Here is a 19285-nt window from a genome sequence, read left to right as displayed (position 1 = left end):
ATCGCAATTGTACGTCTTGCCATTTTCGCGTCAAGGTCGAACTCGTCCGGATTGCAGGCAGCGTTCGTGGAAGCGCGGCGAGCCGCGGGTTGCTAGACCACGAGCCGGGATCCGTCCCATGCGACAACGCCATATTGATCGCAAATCGCGTGCATCTCGGCGAGATCCTCATCGACGCGGGGGGCGCCCGGCTTCGTCTCAGCGAGCAGTCGGGCCCTCAAACCAAGGCATTCGACAATCAGCCATGGATTCCTGACGGTCCTGGCGATGGAAAGAGCGCGATCCAAGGCACTCAGTCCAGGCTCGGATTTCCCATCCCGAACGAGGGCCTCGGCATAGCCTGCATGGAGATAACAGACCTCGATCTGGCCCGTTCGCAGATGCATGCCGCTTTCGATGCAGGTCTCTACCAGGCCGACGGCCTGATGCGCCTGGCCTGTTCGCGCAAGCGCGGTCGCGAGTGCTCCCGTCAGGTTGGCCTTGCTGGTATCGTAGCCGTTGCGTTCGACGATCTCCCTTGCGACTGACAAACATTCCACGGCTTGGTCATTTCGGTGGAGCATGAGGAGATTCCGCCCCATCGTGATGCGGGCGAGCACTTCACCGTATGAATCCTGCTCGCGAACTGCGATCTCCAATGCGCGGCGGGCGAATTCAAGCGCCTCCGCATATTGACCTGTTGCATTCATGAACCAGCTCCTGAATGCCAAGACCGTGCATTTCGGACCGGCTGGTGTCCCGAGCCGGGCATTTTCGAGTTCTCCCGTAAGCATTTCATTGAGTTCGTCCATCGCGGCAATCCCGCGATCGACATGGCCCATGCTGTACAGCACATTCGCCATGATGGTTTGATTTGAAAATATGAGCGCGGGCGATTCCAGCGCGCGGGCCGTTCTCAGCCCCTCGCTCGTGATCTGCAACCCTTCTTCATACCGGCCTTCAAACCAGTAGATCATCCCGAGTTGCGACTGAACGCTGCACACCTGGGCAGCTTTGCCTTGGCGCCGCGCCAGCTCCATGGTGCGCGGCAGATGCATGTTCACCTTGTTGAATTCGCCGAGCTGCAACATCGAAGCGAAGCTCATTCGACCGAAGTCGACATATTTTTCTTCGGCAGCTTCCCCCAACCGTTCAATGAGCTTGAGCGCCCGGTCATATATCAGACTGAGCGATGAGGCGGCGGCGTTGCGGCGTGCTTCAACGGCAGCCTCCCAGAGATGGTCAAGTGCGGCGACAGAATCTCCGGCTTCCTCTGCGTGGAAGGCCAGCTGTTCGTGGCGACCATTCAGATTTGGGTAGCGCCGAATAATCGCCTCGATGGCGGCCCGATGGATTTCTCGCCGTCGATCGCGCGGTATCGTGTTTGCACAGGCCTCGGCGATGATCTGATGCCTGAAACGCACGGAGTTGCCCGCGAGCGGGTGGATAAATGCAAATCGGTCGAGCTCGAACAGCGCATTCAACAGCTCGCCCATTTCTACGCCGAGCACCGCCGTAGCCAATTGGATTTCAACTTCCTCCCCCAACAGGCTGAGCGTCTGCGCGAATGTTTTTATCTTCGGTGAAAGCCGTTGCAGCCGCGCATGAATCACGGATTCGACGCTCTGAGGCAGTGATTGCTCGCTCATTGCGTTGGTTGCATCCGCCGAACGCAAAACCTCCTCCAACACGAAGGGCACGCCGTCGGCGCGATCGATCGCTCTGGCAAACACGCCCGGAGATCGGTCTTTCGGCCACAACTGGCGCCCCAAAGCCTCCATGTTGCTCCGCGACAGCGGTTGCAGACGAATGACCAATTCCGCAATGTCGGCAGCCTGTTTCGACGATTCCGGGCGTCCGGTCAGCAATATGCAAAGCGGCTGTGACTTATTTGCGCGTGCGAGCAATTTGAGGAAGTGACGGCTTTCCGGATCGATCCACTGGAGGTCTTCGATCAGCAGGAGCGTTGGCCTGTTGAGTGCCAATGCCAGGAAGGCGTTGACGAGCGCGCGTGCAATCTGCGTTTGCGTGTTGTCGCCCAGTCGTTGGCGTGCCTGCGCTTTTCCAGGGATGAACAGGGCCTCGAGCTTTCTGCGATCGCCTGCCTCGACGTCCAATTCCGCAAGCGTCCCGCGAATGTGTTCAGCCGATGACAGGCTGCTTGCACTCAGCAATTCGCCTACCAGGGCGCGGGCGGCGGCAAATGCCGTAACGCGCCTCTGTACGCCGCCATAGAAGACGCAACATCTCGCTTCCGAGGTCAGCGCGTCGGTCATCGCGGCCGTCGCAAGGCGGCTCTTGCCAATACCCGGCTCGCCCAGCACGGCCACGGAGGAACTTTTGCCGCCCACGCGCGGGAGCCGTTCACGAAGAGTCGCGAGTTCGTCGATCCGATTCACCATCGGATTTTGATAGCGGCGAGCGACGTCGTTGTGATCGACATCGTCCGGCCGGGCATTCAGCGTGTAGGCCTCGATGACCCGATCGGCGATCCCGGAAGACGACTTGTGCATCGCGAGGTCAAGTGACGATCGGCACAGCTTTGCGGTTTCGGCGCTGACGCGAACCTCGCCCGGCATCGCGTCCTGCTGCAATTTGGCGGCAACGTGCACCGTCGCGCCGGCAACGTCAAAGCGCGCGATCGCATTGCGACCGCCCATGCGCAGACCGACCAGGCCGGAGTGAACCCCGACGCGAAAATTGACCGGAGCTCCCCCCGGGCCGGTCGACTGGCGGTGACTCTGAATGTCCCAGGCTGCGATGCATGCACGATCCGCATGATCCTCATATGCGGTCGGCCAGCCAAAGATCGCGATGCCGCCGTCTCCGGCGTAGTGGACAATCTGTCCCCCGAGACGCTCCACGGAACTGCGGATGTGATCCAGCCACTGGTCGAGAAATGCTTGCGCCTCGTCGGGATCGGACTCCGCGATGTGGCGAGTTGAACCCACCATGTCGACGGCGAGAACCGTTATGATGTTACGATCCGCAGTATTGGCGCTGCCCACGGCCATCCTGTCGCCCCGTGCGCTCAAACCAGCTTTAGACGCAGGGTAGCACGAAGGACCAACCTTCCGCTATGCGCCAGAGCGCGCAACCGGCTTGGGTCCGGGCGCTGCGGCGTACTGATCGCCCGGCTTTCGCGAACGGAAATCGTCTGCGATGCGACTGGTCTTACCTTAGCGGCTTCTTCAACAGCGAGAAGCGGTCGGGGTCGAGCCCCATCGACGGCTGGAGCATCGGGGCGTCGAGGCTCTTCGCAGGCGGCGCCGAGAACACCGGATCGTTCGGCGCGTCGCGCTGCGAGGTGGCGCCGCGCCAGCGCTCGAGCACGGCGCCGACGAAATGCATGTCGTGCCCGGCGGTGACCGAGGGAACACTGCTGATGGTCGCTTCGCCGCGCGGCAATTGATGCGGCGGTACCTCCTTGAAGCGCAGTCGCGTCGGCAGTGCCACGCCTTCGCCGAACGCAAGCACCTCGCGGGTGCCGAGCGAGGGCACGAAGGAAAGCAGGTTCGCGGCCGCGTCCGACACCGCGGCGCGCAGCAGCGCCTGGTCGCGGTCGTTGGCCAGGCGCATCGTGAACAGCGTGTTGCACTGGGAGATGATGGTGGCGTCGAGCTCGGCCGGACGCTGGGTGATGAGGCCGAGATAGACGCCGTATTTGCGGCCTTCCTTGGCGATGCGCGACACTGCCTTGCGGGTCGGCCCGAAGCCGACATTGCGGTCGGCGGACGCATAGCGGTGCGCCTCCTCGCAGACGAACAGCAGCGGCGAGACGCCGTCGCTCCACAGGCCGAAATCGAACGCCATGCGGCAGAGCACCGAGACGACGGAGTCGATGACCTCGGCCGGGAAGCCGGCGAGCTGCATCACCGTCATCGGCTTGCCGTTGGCTGGCAGGCGGAACAGATGGCTGATCACCTCCGCCATGGTGTCGCCGCCGACATTGGCGTTGTCGAACATGAAGGCGTAGCGCGGATCGTTGCGTACCGCCTCGATACGCGAGATCAGCTTGTGGTAGACGATGCGCGAGGAGCGGTTTTCCAGCTTGCCCATGCGCTCGTCGATCAGCGAGATCAGATCGACCAGGCGGTACGGCACCGGCGTGTCGACGGTGAAGCCGACCTGCTTGGGATCGACGCGCTTCAAACCGATGCGGTCGGCATTCTGATACTGGGTGTAGACGCCCTTGGCGATCGGGATGACCTCGGCGAGGATGTCGAGCTCTTCGGGCACGCCGGGCCGACCGCCGAACAGCACGTCGACGATCTCCTCGAAATTGAACAGCCAGAACGGCAGCTTCAGGTTCCGCGGGTTGAGCACCAGCGCGCGGTCGCCGAAGCAGCGGCCATATTCGTTGTGGACGTCGAGCAGGAAGATGCGCAGGTTCGGGCGCGCCTTGAGGATCTCGTTGAGCAGCAGCGACACGCCGGTCGATTTGCCGACGCCGGTGGAGCCGAGCACCGCGAAATGCTTGGAAAGCATTTCCTCGACGTCGACATAGGCGACGACGGAACGGTCCTGTTGCAGGAAGCCGACGTTGATCTGGTCCGATCCCGTCGGCGCGTAGATCGTGCGCAGCTCCTGGCTGGTGATCAGGTCGACTGCGTCGCCGATGGTCGGATAGTTGGTGACGCCGCGCTGGAACTTGGCCTTGTCGCTGGCATTGAGGATCTCGCCGAGCAGGTCGACGGAGGCGATGGCGATATAGGTGTCGGAGTTTCCGAGGTTCTCGCAGGAGACCTCGGTGATCATCGCCACGATGATCGAGCCTGCGCAGCGGATGCTTACGAAGCGGCCGACGGTGGCGCGCACTTCCGAGATCGGCATCCGGCTTTCCGCCAAAAGCCCGACCCGGGCAAGCGATCCGCGTACCGAAATCACGCGTCCAAAGGATGTCACGATGATGAACCTGGCAACAAAGAGGATTTGTTCGCAACTATGCGCGGCCGTCACTGGACAAACGGTTAAACGCTGAGCGTCGGCTCTTTGTTAAATCCGCGACAATTCGGTCGGGAGATTTGTTCCCAATGCATGCTCTCCGCGAAAATCGGTATGAAATTGCCGCTTTCCTCGGTCGGCCGGCCGGTCACCGCGTAAGGAAGGATTTACCATTCGGAAAGCCGCCTGACCCTGGTTGGGAGATGAAAGCGGCGCGGGCCGGTGCAGCCCGGCGCCGGGCGGGCGGGCGGTTCTATTTGTTGACGGGACCTAATCATTTGTACATTAGTACAAATGAACCGGCGGCCGGCAGGCTGCCCGCGCGCATGCAGGCTGCCCGCGCGCATGCAGGTTCCGCCCGTTGCGTCCGCAAGCCGCGTCGAAATTCCGGGATCCGCGGAAAGCGGATCGCCCGTCATGCCATGGAGGAAAAGATGCAGCCCGAACCGATCCTCGATCTCGCCCATCTCGGCCATATGGAGCTGTTGACGCCAAAGCCCGACGAGAGCCTGAAGTTCTTCGTCGACGTCATGGGCATGACCGTCAGCGGCCAGAAGGGTGAGTCGGTCTATCTGCGCGGCTGGGACGATTATGAGCGCTATTCGCTGAAACTCACGGCGTCGAAGACCTCGGGCATGGGTCACATGGCGCTGCGTGCGCGCAGCCAGCAGGCGCTGGAGCGGCGCGTCGCGGCAGTCAAGGGCTCCGGCTTCGACATCGGCTGGATCGACGGTGACATGGGGCAGGGTCCGACCTTCCGCTGCCGCGATCCCGACGGCCACATCGTCGAGCTCTATTACGAGACCGAGTGGTATCAGGCGCCGCCCGAGCTGAAGCCCGCACTGAAGAACCAGGCGCAGCGCTTTCCCGCGCGCGGCGTCAATGTGCGCCGCCTCGACCATCTCAACTGCCTCGCGGCCGACATCAAGGCCAACCGCGAGTTCTTCGAGACCTATCTCGGCTGCCGCCTCACCGAGCAGATCGTGCTCAACGACGGCCGGGAAGCCGCGATGTGGCTGACGATGTCGAACAAGAGCTACGATTTCGCCTATTCGCTCGACCACTCCGGCGTGCCCGGCCGCTTCCACCATGTCACCTACGCGCTCGACAGCCGCGAGGAGATCTTGCGCGCTGCCGACATCTTCCTGGAGAACGGCGTCTACATCGAGACCGGCCCGCACAAGCACGCGATCCAGCAGACCTTCTTCCTCTACGTCTATGAGCCCGGCGGCAACCGCGTCGAAGTCGCCAATGCCGGCGCGCGCCTCATCCTCGCGCCGGACTGGAAGCCGATCGTGTGGACGGAGGAGGAGCGCAAGAAGGGCCAGGCCTGGGGCCTGAAGACGATCGAGTCCTTCCACACCCACGGCACGCCGCCGGTGGAGATGAAGAAGCACGCTTAGTGCGTGGATGATCGCACGCGCGCGATCGTCTCGCGCACGCCGCGCCACGCCGGCTGGTTCGGCGCGAACTGCTTGCGCAGGAAGGTGACGAGCTCTTCGACCTGCGCGTCGCTCATGCTCTGCTTGAAGGCTGGCATGTAGCCGAGGTCGCTTGATGCGGGCTCGGTGATGCCGTGCAGGATGACCTGCACGAGATTGTCCGGCGTCGCGCCGTGCAGATTGCTGTTGAGCGCAAGCGAGGGCCGGCTGCCGAACAGCGGCAAGCCGCCGACCTCGTGGCAGACGGCGCAGGCGCCCTGATAGAGCCGCGCGCCGGTCGAGGCAGTGGTGGTGACTTGCGTTGCGCTCTCGAGCTGGGCCGCGAGCGCCTCCTGTGCTTGCCGGTCGATCGCGGTGTCGTTGAACGAGCCGAGATAGACCGCCATCGCGCGAATGTCCTGGTCGGGCAGGGCGGCGAGATCCCGCACGATGGGCGCCATCGGACCCGCCGCCACGCCGTGGAAGCGCGAATAGCCGGTGCGCAAATAGGCGTAAAGCTCGTCCTCGCTCCAGGGGATCGGCGACCGCGACAGCGACGTCAGCGCCGGCGCCTCCCAGCCCTCGGCAAAGCCGCCGGCGAGATAGGCACTACGCTGCTCGGCGCCGAGCGCATTGCGCGGCGAATGGCAGGCGCTGCAATGGCCGAGGCTCTCGACGAGATAAGCGCCGCGATTCCACTGCTCGGATTTGGTCGGATCAGGTTTCAGTGCGTCCGTCCGATGGAACAGTGCATTCCAGCCCGCCAGCAGCGGCCGGAGATTGAACGGGAAGGCGAGCGCATTGCTCAGTGCGGTCGCACGCACCGCGGGTTGCGCCATCAGGTACGCGTACAGCGCCTGCATGTCGGCGTCGCTCGTCTTCGCAAAATGCGTGTAGGGAAATGCGGGATAGAGTTGCCGGCCGTCGCGATGCAGTCCCTCGCGCATCGCGCGCTCGAAGGCCGGATAGGACCAGGCGCCGATGCCGGTCTCGACGTCTGGGGTGATGTTGGTGCTATGGATTGTGCCGAACGGCGTCTCCAGCGCACGGCCGCCGGCATTGAATGCGCCGTGGATGCTGGTGTGGCACTCCGCGCAATTGCCGAGCGCGGCGAGCTCTGCGCCGCGCGCGATCGTGGCAGTGGAATAGACTGATACATCGGGCCGCGCGATCGGCGCGATGGCGCGGCCCGGCAGCATGGCGGCGCCGATGCCGATCGCGGCCGTGCAGAGCGCGGCCATCGTTGCGAAGATGCCAGCGCGTTTCGCAAACGGGTTGGTCCAGGAGCTGGTCGGGGCGGCCGCCGGCGCAGCTAACGCCTGAGGCTCAGTTGGAACATTGCCACGCAAACCCCTGAGGATGCGCTCCGGCGTGAACGGCGGCTCGCGGAAACGCACGCCGGTGGCATCGAAGATCGCATTCGCGATCGCCGCAGCGCTCGGCACCGAGGCGGACTCGCCGACGCCGAGCGGCGGCTGGTCCTGACGCGGCAGCATCAGAACGTCGATCTTGGGCACGTCGGGGAAGGGGATGATCGGGTAGGCGCCCCATTCGCGTGCCGCGACCGCGCCGCGCTCGAAGGAGACCTCCTCCATCAGCGCGCGGCTGGTCGACTGGATGACGTTGCCCTGGATCTGGTGGCGCACGCCGTCCGGATTGATCATCAATCCGGAATCCTGTCCGGCGACGACGCGGGTGACGCTGACATCGCCGGTCGTCTTGTTCACCGCGACGTCGGCGATCCAGGCCGACCACGCCGCGCCATAGCCGGGAAACTTGCTGTGCACGTAGAGCGCATAGGCGAAGCCGCGCCCATGCACGATCTCGCCGTCCTTGTCCTGCCGCACCGGCCGCGGCGTCCAGCCGGCGCGCTCGGCGACCGCATTGACGAGATCGACCGCGCGCTGATCCCTGAGATAGCGCAGGCGATATTCGATGGGATCGACTCCGGCCTCGCTCGCGAGCTCGTCGATATAGGATTCATGCGCAAAGGTGTTCGGCAGCGCCGAGACGCCGCGAAACCAGGAGGCGCGTACGATCGGCGGCATGTCGTGGGCGACGACGCGCATGTGGTCGTAATCGTAGGGCGGAATGGCGGTGCGGTCGCCCATCTGAAGCACGTCGGGCTCGGGCGAGATCCGGCCGGTGAGAAGCAGAGCTAGTGTCGGCGCCGCGTTCGAAGGATAGCGCGTGGCGAGATCGTAACCGGCGACGCCGCCGTCGGCGTTCAACCCGCCATTGACGTCGATGAGCTGCGCGGTGCCCTTCGGCTCCCAGGCGTGCTCCTGCTCCCGCGTCAACTGCACCCGCACGGGCCGGCCGACCGCGCGCGACAGCAGCAGCGCGTCCGCGGTGACATCATCGGCGCAGTTGCGGCCGTAGCAACCGGCGGCCTCCAGCCGGATCACTTCGATCTCGGTCTCGGGCCGCTCGATCAGCAAGGCAAGGTCGGTGCGCAGGATGTGCGGGTTTTGCGTTCCGGACCACACGCGGATTGCGCCGTCCTGAAAATCGGCGACGGCACAGGACGGCCCGATCGAAGCGTGCATCTGGTAAGGCCAGACATAAGTGCGCTGCATCGGCTTGGCGGCGCCGGCGATTGCCGTGGTCACGTCGCCCTTGTCGATCAGCGTGCGTGGCGTCGACGGGTTGGCGCGCAGCGCAGTCTCGAGATCGGCGAGATCGGGCAGGGCGGGCGTCGGCTTCCAGCTCACCTTGAGCCGGCTGGCGGCCAGAATCGCATTCTCCTCGCGCTCGGCGACGATTCCGACGAAGTCGCCGATGCGCACGACGGCGACGAGGCCAGGGATGTCGCGCACCGAGAACTCGTCCACCGCTATCAGGCTTGTGCCGACGAACGGTCCGGCATCGACGCCGGCATAGGGCGGGCGCACGACGCGGCCGTGCAGCATGCCGGGCAGGCGGATGTCGTGGACGAAGGTCAGCTCGCCCGTCGCCTTCGCCGGCAGGTCGACGCGCGGCACGGAGCGGCCGACGATGGCGTAGTCGCCGACGGGCTTGACCTGCACGTCCTCGGCGAGCTCGAGACGGATGATCTCGTCGCCGATCAGCTCGCCAAAGCTGATGCTGCGATTGTGGCCGCGAACCAGCCCGTCCTCGATGCCGAGATCCGCAGCCGGCAGCTCCAGCCGTTCGGCGGCGCGCGTGATCAGAAAATGCCGCGCCTGCGCGGCGGCCTTGCGCAGGGGAATGGCGGTGATCTGGATCGTCTCGCTCGCAATCGTCGCGCCCTGGTTCGGCACGACGGCGGTATCGCCGAGCACCACGACGACGCGGGCAAAGGATACGTCGAGCTCTTCGGCGACGATCTGGCCGAGCGCGGTGCGGATACCAGTGCCGAGATCGACATGGCCGTTATAGGCACTGACCGAGCCGTCCGCGGTGATCCGGACGAAGGTCTCGGACGTGCCGTCATCCAGCGCGCGGGCGACGACGAGCGAACCGGAGCGCCGCTCAGATCCATTCGAAACAGGGGAGGCCATCAATCACCGGCCTCGGCAAGCTGGCCCGATGCGCGCATCACGGCGCGGAGGATTTCGACATGCGTGCCGCAGCGGCAGAGATTGTAGCGCAGCGCCGCCATCGCCTCCTGCTCGGTGGGGTGCGGGTTGATCGCAAGCAGCGCCTTGGTGGTCATGATCATGCCGTTGAGGCAGTAGCCGCATTGTGCGGCCTGCTCGTCGATGAAGGCCTGTTGCACCGGGTCGGGCTTGTCGCGCGTGCCGAGCCCTTCGAGCGTCACGATGTCGCGCCCGGCGCAGCCGCTGATCGGAATGACGCAGGAACGCGCGGCGGCGCCATCGACCAGGACAGTACAGGTGCCGCATTCGCCGAGGCCGCAGCCATATTTGGGACCGTTGAGCGCGAGGTCGTTGCGCAGCACGTAGAGCAGCGGTGTCTCCGGCGCGGCGGCGACGTCATGGATCCTGCCATTTACGGTGAGGCGGATCATTGTCTGCGTCATCTCTGGTCCCGGCCGTGCGTGCGCGTGTCAAATTGGAGAGTCGGACGATACCGTTTGTACACAAACGTGCAAGCGCCGCATGCCGCAGTGCAGCGCGGTTGCCCGCTTTGTGGACAAAGCGGGCAGGCAGATGAGGTTTTATTCGGCAGCCTCACGGTTTTGCCGGTGGCGCCGCTTGACAGCTTCCGGCATCGCGCGCAACATCGTTCGTATACGAATGATAACCGCCGTGATCCGCTGGCTTTGACATGGTGACTGAAGCGACGAGCGCTGCCTCCGACAAGATCCGCTGCGATGCCTGTCCGGTGATGTGCTACATCAAGCCGGGCGCGGCGGGCGCCTGCGACCGCTACGCCAACCACGACGGCAAGCTCGTCCGCGTCGATCCGCATATCATCCTCGAGCGCACGGTATCGCATGGCGGCAAGCTGGTGCCGTTCAGCCGTAGCGAGGATTGGGACGGCAAGATCGTCCACGAACCCTCGACCTTCGTCACGGCGATCGGCGCGGGCACCACCTATCCCGACTACAAGCCGGCGCCGTTCATCGTCTCGTCGGAAGTCGATGGCGTCGACATGGTCACCGTCGTGACCGAAGGCATCTTCTCTTATTGCGGCGTCAAGGTGAAGATCGACACCGACCGCTATCTCGGCCCGGAAAGCGCGGTTGTCCGCGCGCAGGGCGAGGCGGTCGGTCACGTCACGACCAGCGAATACGGCTCGCAGATGCTCTCGCTTGGCGGCGTGCATCATCTGACCGGCGGGTCCAAGAAGGAGGGCCGCGTCACCTGCGACACGCTGATGGACCTCTCCAACTGCAAGCCGGTCGAGTTCACGATCGACGGCGGCGCGACGGTGGTGGTGCAGGCGGGAGAGCCGCCGATCGTCAACGGCGTGAAGGAAGAACGCATGCGGGTCGGCTGCGGCTCGGCGACGATCGGCATGTTCGCAAAACAGTGGCACGGCAAGGTCGATGAGGTCGTCGTGGTCGATGATCACATCACCGGCGTGCTCAGCGAGCACCAGGCCGGCAAGCTGCTCGACATCGCCGACACCGGCATCAAGATGAAGGGCCGGCGCTCGACGCCCGGCCGCTATTTTCAGGTCGCCGATCCCGGCACGGGCTGGGGCGGCACCAACATCTCCGATCCGCTGTCGATCCTCGGTCCCTTCAATGCCAAGGAAGCGAGGCCCGGACTGTCCATGCTGATGGTCTCCACGACCGGCGAGCACGCGTCCTACTACGTGCTCGACGAGACCTTGAAGCCGGTCGAGACCGAGATGCCTGCCGACTTGCGATTCTCGGTCGAGCGCATCCAGGAGAATTGCGAGCCGGCCTTGTGCACCGTGCTGTTCATGGCGGGGGCCGGCGGCTCCTTGCGCGCCGGCGTCACCGACAATCCGGTGCGTCTGACGCGCTCGGTGAAGGATGCGCTGACGCGCGTCACCAGCGGCGGCGCGCCGGTTTATGTCTGGCCCGGCGGCGGCATCACCTACATGGTCGATGTCACGCAGATGCCAGCCGGTGCGTTCGGCTATGTGCCGACGCCGGCCCTGGTCGCGCCGATCGAGTTCACGATGCGGCTGTCCGACTATGCCGCGCTCGGGGGCCACATGGACCATGTTCGCCCGCTGTCCGAGGTCCAGGAGAGCGATGATATCCGCCAGGTGCCGTGGCAGAACCCGCTTCCAGGGCGGCGCGCATGAGGAGGCTCCCGCAAATCGCATTGCTGTCTGATGGCCGGCGGCTGCATTTGCAGGATGGTCCGATTGATCTGATCGTGGAGGCGAGGGGGACCGAGCACCGGGTGCGCGTGGCCTATGAGGCGGCGGCGCGACGTTTCAACGGGCTGCTCGACGAGCTCTGCTCCGAGTTGACCGAGTTGCGCAAGGCAGCGCTTCCGGCGCAATCCTGTCTGCAAGGTGTCGTTGCGCGGCGCATGTCCGCGGCCGTCGTACCCTATGCCGTCGATTGCTTCATCACGCCGATGGCCGCGGTCGCCGGCAGCGTCGCGGAGGAAATCCTGAGCGCCATGCTGAATGCTGCGCAGCTCGACCAGGCCTACGTCAACAATGGCGGCGATATTGCGCTTCATCTTGGTGAGGGCGAGCGCTTTACCATCGGCCTGATGGATCGGCCCGATCGTGACGGCGTGATGCGGACGATGACGATCGGTGCAGACGATCCGGTCCGCGGCATCGCGACCAGTGGGCGCCATGGCCGCAGCTTCTCGCTCGGGATTGCCGACGCGGTGACGGTGCTGGCTGCGACGGCCTCGCAAGCTGATGCGGCCGCGACCGTCATCGCCAATGCCGTCGATCTGCCCGGGCATCCGGCGGTCAAGCGCCGTCCGGCGAACGAGATCCAGCCCGACAGTGATCTCGGCGCGCGTCTCGTCACCCGCGACGTCGGCGCATTGTCGCAGACAGAAATTCGTGAAGCTCTCGAATCTGGCGCAGAATGTGCACGGCAATTGTTCGATCGCGGACTGATCGAGGGTGCCGTGCTCAGGCTTTGTGGTGATATGCTCGTCATCGGCACCAGGGATATTGATCGGCAGCGGCCGCGCGCCCGTATCGCGAAGAGCCCGGTCCATGCCTGAACGGGGAAGCAAGTCATGAGCGCGATCATCCGCAAGATCGTCACCGTCGTCGAAGAGACGCAGATGGAGATGGGAAGGTCCGTGTCGCCGCCGACCCGGCGCGCCGCGGCGATTGCCGTGATCGAGAATCCATTTGCCGGAAAATATGTCGAGGACCTCTCGCCACTGATCGCGATCGGCGAGGAGCTCGGCGAGTTGTTGTCGAAGCGTGCTGTCGCGGCGCTCGGCATCGACGGTGCCAAGGTGCAGAGCTATGGCAAGGCTGCCGCCGTCGGCGAGAACGGCGAGCTCGAGCACGCGGCTGCGATCCTGCATCCGAAGATGGGGGCGCCGGTGCGTAAAGTGCTGAGCAAGGGCGCGGCGCTGATCCCGTCGTCGAAGAAGCGCAGCGGGCCCGGCACGACGCTCGACATTCCCTTGGGCCACAAGGACGCGGCCTTCGTGCGCAGCCATTTCGACGGCATGGAAGTGCAGATCAACGACGCGCCGCGGGCCAACGAGATCATGGTCGCGGTCGCCGTCACCGACAGCGGCCGCCCGCTGCCGCGGGTCGGGGGCTTAACGGTTGCAGAGATCAAGGGCGAAGATGGCCTGCGTTAGCGCATGATCCGGAAAAGTGGGAACCGGTTTTCCGATCAGATCATGCAAGAAATAGAGTTTTCAAGAAAGTGGAGGTTTGGATGCGAGCAAAGAACTATTTCGTGGGCGCGGCGTTCGCGCTCCTGGTCGGCGGCATGGCCAGCTCGGTGAGGGCGCAGGAGATCAAGATCGGCGAGATCAACAGCTATTCGCTGCTGCCGGCGTTCACCGAGCCCTACCGCAAGGGCTGGCAGCTTGCCGTCGAGGAAATCAACGCGGCCGGCGGCATCAACGGCAAGAAGCTCGTCGTGATCTCCAAGGATGACGGCGGCAAGCCGGCCGACGCGCAGACCGCGGCCAACGAACTCGTGTCGAGCGAAGGCGTGGCGATGCTCGCGGGCACGTTCCTGTCGAACATCGGCCTTGCCGTGAGCGACTTCGCCAACCAGAAGAAAGTGTTCTTCCTCGCCGCCGAGCCGCTGACGGATGCCGTCACCTGGTCGAAGGGCAACAAGTACACGTTCCGCCTGCGTCCCTCGAACTACATGCAGGCCGCGATGCTGGTCGAAGCGGCCGCGAAGCTGCCGGCAAAGCGCTGGGCGACGATCGCGCCGAACTACGAATACGGCCAGTCGGCGGTTGCGGTGTTCAAGAAGCTGATGTCGGAGAAGCGTCCGGACATCCAGTGGGTCGACGAGCAGTGGCCGCCGCAGGGCAAGATCGATGCAGGCCCGGTGGTGCAGGCGGTTGCCCAAGCCAATCCGGAAGCGATCCTCAACGTCACCTTCGGCGCCGATCTCGTGAAGCTCGTGCGCGAAGGCAATACCCGCGGCCTGTTCAAGGATCGCGCCGTAGTGTCGTTCCTGACCGGCGAGCCGGAATATCTCGATCCGCTCAAGGACGAGACGCCGGAGGGCTGGATCGTCACCGGCTATCCCTGGTACTCGATCAAGACGCCCGAGCACGATGCGTTCCTCAAGGCCTATCAGGCCAAGTACAACGACTATCCGCGCCTCGGCTCGATCGTCGGCTATCAGACCATCAAGTCGGCGGCGGCGATCCTAGCCAAGGCCGGATCGACCGATCCGGAGAAGCTGATCGCGGCGGCCGAAGGCCTCTCGGTCGGCTCGCCCTTCGGCGAGACCACCTTCCGCAAGATCGATCACCAGTCGACGCTCGGGGCCTTCGTCGGCAAGACCGCGCTGAAGGACGGCAAGGGTGTGATGGTGGAGTCGTCCTACAAGAAGGGAGCGGACTATCTGCCGAGCGATGCCGAAGTCGAGAAGCTGCGCCCGAAGGATTGATGCTGCGACTACAACGGGGGCCTATGGTTCGAGACGCGCGGCGTCGCCGCGCTCCTCACCATGAGGGTCTCGGACCTCATCCTGAGGAGGCGCGAAGCGCCGTCTCGAAGGATGAAGCCCGAATGCTGAGAGTCTTGTGAACCCGGACCGCCGATGGCCTTTTACGTCGTACAGTTTCTGACCGGACTCGCCAGCGCAGCGTCGCTGTTCCTGGTGGCTTCGGGCCTGTCGATCATCTTCGGCGTGACGCGGATCGTGAACTTCGCGCACGGCGCCTTCTACATGGTCGGCGCCTATATCGCGTTCACGCTGACGGACCGCCTTTCCGGCGCGTTCGGCTTCTGGGGCGGCATCGTCGTCGCCGCGCTCGCGGTGGCGCTGATCGGTGTCCTCGTCGAGATGGTGCTGCTTCGGCGTATCTATCACGCGCCCGAACTGTTCCAGCTGCTCGCGACGTTCGGCCTGACGCTGATGGTCGAGGATCTCGTCGTCCTCATCTGGGGCCCCGACGATCTGCTCGGCCGCCGCGCGCCGGGCTTCAAGGGCGCGGTCGATTTCTTCGGCCAGAACATCCCGAGCTACGACCTGTTCCTGATCGTGCTCGGCCCGGTCGTGCTCGGCATCCTCTGGCTCCTGTTCCAGCGCACCCGCTGGGGCGTGCTAGTGCGCGCGGCGACGCAGGACCGCGACATGGTAGCGGCGCTCGGCGTCAATCAGAAATGGCTGTTCACATCCGTGTTCGCGGTCGGCGTCTTCCTCGCCGCGCTCGGCGGCGCGCTGCAAATTCCGCGCGATGCCGTGCATCACGCCATGGACCTGCGCATCATCGTCGAGGTCTTCGTCGTGGTCGTGATCGGTGGTCTCGGCAGCATCGTCGGCGCCTTCGTCGCGGCGGTGCTGGTCTCCGAGCTCAACGCCTTCGGCATCCTGATTTTCCCGAAGATTTCCATCATCCTGGTCTTCCTGGTGATGGCGGTGGTGCTGATCGTGCGGCCCTGGGGCCTGTTTGGCAGGCCTGAGGCGCCCGCGCGCCGTACGCCGGGCCTCACCGTCAATCCCTGGCGTCCACTGACGTCGAACGAACGGCTGGCCTCGCTTGCTGCGCTCGGCGTCGCGGCGGCGCTGCCGCTGTTCGCCGGCAACTATGCCCTGACGGTCGGCTCGGAGATCGCGATCTTCGTGATCTTCGCCGTCAGCCTGCACTTCCTGATGGCGGTCGGGGGCCTCGCATCCTTCGGACACGCGGCGTATTTCGGTCTCGGCGCCTACGGCGTTGCCTTCCTCGCCAAGATGGCGGGACTACCGATGATCGTCTGCCTGCTGCTGGGACCGCTGCTCGGCTGCCTCGGCGCAGCGGTGTTCGGCTTTTTTGCGGTGCAGCTCTCCGGTGTCTATTTCGCGATGCTGACGCTCGCCTTTGCGCAGATCGTGTGGTCGATCGCGTTCCAGTGGGTCAGCGTCACCGGCGGCGACAACGGCATTTTAGGCGTCTGGCCGGAAAAATGGGCGGCGAGCCCGTCGCATTTCTACTGGCTGGCGCTCGGCGTCGCCACGCTCGTGACGATCGCCTTGCGCATCGCGGTGTTCTCGCCATTCGGCTACGCGCTGCGCGCCACGCGCGATTCGGCGCTGCGCAGCGAGGCGATCGGCATCAATGTCAAGCGCATGCAGTGGACGGCCTTCGTCATCGCGGGAACGACCGCCGGCATCGGCGGAGCGCTGTTCGCGTATCTGAAGGGCAGCGTCTTCCCGGATAATCTCGGCATCTCGCTCTCGGTTGATGCGCTCGTCATGGTGCTGCTCGGCGGCGTCGAGACGGTGTCGGGCGCGGTGATCGGCGCGATCGTCTACAAGGCGCTCAACATCTGGCTCGTCAGCCAGACCGATCTCTCAAAACTCGTGCTCGGCGCCTTCATCGTGCTGATCGTGGTCGTCTTCCCGAAGGGGATCGTCGGCATGCTGGAAATGCTCGCGCAGCGGCGCAAGGGCTCATCGCCGCCGGGCTCGACCTTGCTCGCCAAACCGATCGGGCCCGCCGAATGAGCGTCGCACCCACACTTCTCGCGGTCGAAGGCCTGACCAAATCCTATGGCGGCATCCATGCCGTGCGCGGCGTCTCGTTCGAGCTGCGCGCCGGCGAGATTCTTGCGCTGATCGGCCCGAACGGCGCCGGCAAGAGCACCTGCTTCGACATGCTCAACGGCCAAAACAAGCCGGACTCCGGGCGCATCCGTCTGCTCGGCGAGGACACGACGGCCAAGAAGCCGCGTGAGGTCTGGCGCCTCGGCGTCGGCCGCACGTTCCAGATCACAGCAACCTTTGCCACCATGACGGTGCGCGAGAACGTCCAGGTCGCGCTGATCTCGCACCAGAAGCAATTGCTCAATCTCTGGGGCTCGGCGCCGCGCTTCGATCGCGACGAGGCGGTGCGCCTGCTGGAGCTCGTCGGTATGGGCGGCTATGCGGATCGTCCGTGCGGTGAGCTCGCCTATGGCGATCTCAAGCGGCTCGAGCTTGCGGTTGCGCTCGCCAACGAGCCAAAGCTCCTGCTGATGGACGAGCCGACTGCCGGCATGGCGCCGCGCGAGCGCATCGACCTGATGCGGCTCACCGCACGTATCGCGCGGGAGAAATCCATCGGCGTGCTCTTCACCGAGCACGACATGGACGTGGTGTTCGAACATGCCGACCGTATCATCGTGCTCAACCGCGGCACGCTGATTGCCGAGGGCTCGCCGACGGAAGTGCGGGGCAATCCGCAGGTGCAGGCGGTCTATCTCGGCGAGGGCCTCGTCTACGATGCCCGTCATCGCGAGGGGGCCGCGACATGAAGCTCACGGTCGGGGGGCTCAACAGCCATTACGGTCCGGCCCACATCCTGTTCGACATCGCCCTCGAGGTCGGTGACGGCGAGGTGGTCGCACTTCTGGGGCGCAATGGCGCCGGCAAGTCGACGACGTTCCGCTCCATCGTCGGCCTCGTGGCGCAGCGCTCGGGCCGTATCGTGTTCGAGGGCAAGGACGTCTCGGCCCGGCCGACGCATGAGATCGTGCGCGGCGGGCTCGGCTACGTGCCGGAGGAGCGCCGCATCTTTACCGACCTCACGGTCGAGGAGAATCTGGAAGTCGGTCGCCAGCCCAAGCGGCCGAACGCGCCATACTGGACGCGGGAAAAGCTGTTCACGCTGTTTCCGAATCTGAACGAGATGCGCAATCGGCCGGGTGGCCGCATGAGCGGCGGCGAGCAGCAGATGCTGACCATCGCCCGCACGCTGATGGGCAACCCATCGCTGGTGCTGCTGGACGAGCCGTCGGAGGGGCTGTCGCCCAAGATCGTGGAGCAGATGGTCGATGCGATCCTGACCATGAAGAAGGAAGGCGTCAGCATCGTGGTTTCCGAGCAGAACCTGCATTTTGCAAAGCTGATCTCCGATCGCGCCTATATCATCGAGCGCGGCCGAATCTGTTTCGGTGGTACGATGGCCGAGCTCGATGCGCGCCCGGATATCCGCGACGCGCATCTGTCATTGTGAAGGGGGCGGGGCGGGAATGGCGAGAGGCGTCGCAGCCAAGAAGAGCGTCAGGCAGGCCAAGCCGCCTTATGTGCTCGACGAGCAGGTTGGCTTCATCCTGCGCCAAGTCTGGCAGCGTCACAGCGCGATCTTTGCCCGAGACATCGGCACCAACCTGACGCCGACGCAATGGGCGGCGCTGTCAAAGCTCGCCGAGACCGGGCCTTGCTCGCAAAACCAGCTGGGACGCCTGACGGCGATGGACGTCGCGACCATCAAGGGCGTGATCGACCGGCTCAGCGCCCGCGGACTGACGGAGACGAGCCAGGATCCGGAAGACGGCCGGCGGCTGCTCGTCAGCCTCACACGCGCCGGTCAGCAGCTGGCTGAAAAGGTCGCGCCGAACGCGCTCGCCATCACCCGCGAGACTCTCGCACCGCTCGATGCGAAGGAGCGCGAGATGCTGATGGCGCTGTTGAACAAGCTGCGGTGAGCGGCGACTAACCTCGATGAAGGTTTTGTCGAGGTTGACCGGCATGAGAGCGGCGACGCGGTTTGCGATGGTTTTGAGGCTTGGTGCAGCGCTGGCGGGCGGGTGCGCTCCTGCCTGGGGCGCGCAACCTTACGAAGGGTTCTGGGCATCGACCCAAAAGGATTGCCGCGACCAGGACAGCGCGAACCGCATGAGCATCGAAGGCGGCAACCGCCTCTACTGGTACGAGACGCGGTGTCGCGCCAGCGAGATCACCGCCGACGGGAAACTCAGCTGGAAGATGCGGCTCGCCTGCGAAGGCGAGGGCGAGAAGTTTCGTTCCAATCCCCGGGTGTCAATCGCTGCGGACGGCAAGCTCGTGATGGACAACGGCCCGGTCGGACGCGCCAAGCGCCAGACCTATGTGCGTTGCGAGGTAGAGAAACCGCGCTGATTCCTGCGCTCAATCCGTCATTCCGGGGCACGCG

General features: G+C 64.7%; 14 protein-coding genes. 10 read left to right on the top strand and 4 right to left on the bottom strand.

Translation table 11 applies throughout. From position 1 onward, the window contains the following. Positions 1–92 precede the first annotated feature (92 nt). On the bottom strand, positions 93–2993 hold the full coding sequence (locus tag QQL28_RS14215; RefSeq protein ID WP_284266026.1) for an ATP-binding protein: 2901 nt from the start codon (positions 2991–2993) through the stop codon (positions 93–95). Positions 2994–3153: 160 nt separating this feature from the next. Further along, positions 3154–4884 carry an ATP-binding protein gene (locus QQL28_RS14210; protein WP_284266024.1) on the bottom strand — a complete coding sequence of 577 codons (1731 nt, stop codon included), beginning with the start codon at positions 4882–4884 and terminating at the stop codon, positions 3154–3156. 473 nt (positions 4885–5357) lie between these two features. On the opposite strand from QQL28_RS14210, the gene QQL28_RS14205 reads away from it, so the two are divergent. Next, positions 5358–6326: a catechol 2,3-dioxygenase gene (locus QQL28_RS14205; RefSeq protein WP_284266022.1), complete on the top strand. Its 969-nt coding sequence runs from the start codon at positions 5358–5360 to the stop codon at positions 6324–6326. On the opposite strand, the gene QQL28_RS14200 is transcribed toward QQL28_RS14205, so the two are convergent. Together QQL28_RS14200 and QQL28_RS14195 are read right to left on the bottom strand one after the other, a co-directional pair. Then, a complete protein-coding gene (locus QQL28_RS14200; protein ID WP_284266020.1) occupies positions 6323–9847 on the bottom strand; it encodes a molybdopterin cofactor-binding domain-containing protein in 3525 nt (1174 codons plus the stop codon). The genes QQL28_RS14205 and QQL28_RS14200 overlap by 4 nt on opposite strands. Further along, a complete protein-coding gene (locus tag QQL28_RS14195; protein ID WP_284266018.1) occupies positions 9847–10329 on the bottom strand; it encodes a (2Fe-2S)-binding protein in 483 nt (160 codons plus the stop codon). The genes QQL28_RS14200 and QQL28_RS14195 overlap by 1 nt, the downstream gene beginning before the upstream one ends. 248 nt (positions 10330–10577) lie before the next feature. Here QQL28_RS14195 and QQL28_RS14190 point away from each other — a divergent pair, with 248 nt between their 5' ends. From QQL28_RS14190 to QQL28_RS14150, 9 genes are all read left to right on the top strand, one after another. Continuing rightward, complete coding sequence (locus QQL28_RS14190; protein ID WP_284266016.1) at positions 10578–12035, top strand: 6-hydroxynicotinate reductase; 1458 nt, start codon at positions 10578–10580, stop codon at positions 12033–12035. Then, positions 12032–12931 (top strand): UPF0280 family protein, encoded by a 900-nt coding sequence (locus tag QQL28_RS14185; RefSeq protein WP_284266014.1) that lies wholly within the window; start codon positions 12032–12034, stop codon positions 12929–12931. Before QQL28_RS14190 ends, QQL28_RS14185 begins: the two co-directional genes overlap by 4 nt. Positions 12932–12946: 15 nt before the next feature. Further along, on the top strand, positions 12947–13531 hold the full coding sequence (locus QQL28_RS14180) for an amino acid synthesis family protein (protein WP_284266012.1): 585 nt from the start codon (positions 12947–12949) through the stop codon (positions 13529–13531). Positions 13532–13611: 80 nt separating this feature from the next. Continuing rightward, a complete protein-coding gene (locus QQL28_RS14175; protein ID WP_284266010.1) occupies positions 13612–14814 on the top strand; it encodes an ABC transporter substrate-binding protein in 1203 nt (400 codons plus the stop codon). A 153-nt stretch (positions 14815–14967) separates the two neighbouring features. Then, positions 14968–16857 carry an ABC transporter permease gene (locus QQL28_RS14170; protein ID WP_284266008.1) on the top strand — a complete coding sequence of 630 codons (1890 nt, stop codon included), beginning with the start codon at positions 14968–14970 and terminating at the stop codon, positions 16855–16857. Then, on the top strand, positions 16854–17645 hold the full coding sequence (locus QQL28_RS14165; RefSeq protein WP_284266006.1) for an ABC transporter ATP-binding protein: 792 nt from the start codon (positions 16854–16856) through the stop codon (positions 17643–17645). The genes QQL28_RS14170 and QQL28_RS14165 overlap by 4 nt, the downstream gene beginning before the upstream one ends. Further along, a complete protein-coding gene (locus QQL28_RS14160; protein WP_284266004.1) occupies positions 17642–18346 on the top strand; it encodes an ABC transporter ATP-binding protein in 705 nt (234 codons plus the stop codon). The genes QQL28_RS14165 and QQL28_RS14160 overlap by 4 nt, the downstream gene beginning before the upstream one ends. A 16-nt stretch (positions 18347–18362) precedes the next feature. Further along, on the top strand, positions 18363–18818 hold the full coding sequence (locus QQL28_RS14155) for a MarR family winged helix-turn-helix transcriptional regulator (protein ID WP_284266002.1): 456 nt from the start codon (positions 18363–18365) through the stop codon (positions 18816–18818). A 190-nt stretch (positions 18819–19008) separates the two neighbouring features. Further along, positions 19009–19251, top strand: a complete 243-nt coding sequence (locus QQL28_RS14150; RefSeq protein ID WP_284266000.1) for a hypothetical protein — start codon at positions 19009–19011, stop codon at positions 19249–19251. The last annotated feature ends 34 nt before the right edge of the window (positions 19252–19285 follow it).

Source organism: Bradyrhizobium iriomotense (assembly GCF_030160715.1).
Lineage (GTDB): Bacteria > Pseudomonadota > Alphaproteobacteria > Rhizobiales > Xanthobacteraceae > Bradyrhizobium > Bradyrhizobium iriomotense.
Note: the sequence above shows the minus strand (reverse complement) of the source record. Positions and strands in the feature narration are given on the sequence as shown.

Excerpts from the sequence above, each read along its gene's own strand:
- QQL28_RS14215 (WP_284266026.1), bottom strand. The coding sequence starts at position 2,993 with ATGGCCGTGGGCAGCGCCAATACTGCGGATCGTAACATCATAACGGTT.
- QQL28_RS14205 (WP_284266022.1), top strand. The coding sequence starts at position 5,358 with ATGCAGCCCGAACCGATCCTCGATCTCGCCCATCTCGGCCATATGGAG.
- QQL28_RS14200 (WP_284266020.1), bottom strand. The coding sequence starts at position 9,847 with ATGGCCTCCCCTGTTTCGAATGGATCTGAGCGGCGCTCCGGTTCGCTC.
- QQL28_RS14195 (WP_284266018.1), bottom strand. The coding sequence starts at position 10,329 with ATGACGCAGACAATGATCCGCCTCACCGTAAATGGCAGGATCCATGAC.
- QQL28_RS14190 (WP_284266016.1), top strand. The coding sequence starts at position 10,578 with ATGGTGACTGAAGCGACGAGCGCTGCCTCCGACAAGATCCGCTGCGAT.
- QQL28_RS14185 (WP_284266014.1), top strand. The coding sequence starts at position 12,032 with ATGAGGAGGCTCCCGCAAATCGCATTGCTGTCTGATGGCCGGCGGCTG.
- QQL28_RS14180 (WP_284266012.1), top strand. The coding sequence starts at position 12,947 with ATGAGCGCGATCATCCGCAAGATCGTCACCGTCGTCGAAGAGACGCAG.
- QQL28_RS14175 (WP_284266010.1), top strand. The coding sequence starts at position 13,612 with ATGCGAGCAAAGAACTATTTCGTGGGCGCGGCGTTCGCGCTCCTGGTC.
- QQL28_RS14170 (WP_284266008.1), top strand. The coding sequence starts at position 14,968 with ATGGCCTTTTACGTCGTACAGTTTCTGACCGGACTCGCCAGCGCAGCG.
- QQL28_RS14165 (WP_284266006.1), top strand. The coding sequence starts at position 16,854 with ATGAGCGTCGCACCCACACTTCTCGCGGTCGAAGGCCTGACCAAATCC.
- QQL28_RS14160 (WP_284266004.1), top strand. The coding sequence starts at position 17,642 with ATGAAGCTCACGGTCGGGGGGCTCAACAGCCATTACGGTCCGGCCCAC.
- QQL28_RS14155 (WP_284266002.1), top strand. The coding sequence starts at position 18,363 with ATGGCGAGAGGCGTCGCAGCCAAGAAGAGCGTCAGGCAGGCCAAGCCG.
- QQL28_RS14150 (WP_284266000.1), top strand. The coding sequence starts at position 19,009 with ATGAGCATCGAAGGCGGCAACCGCCTCTACTGGTACGAGACGCGGTGT.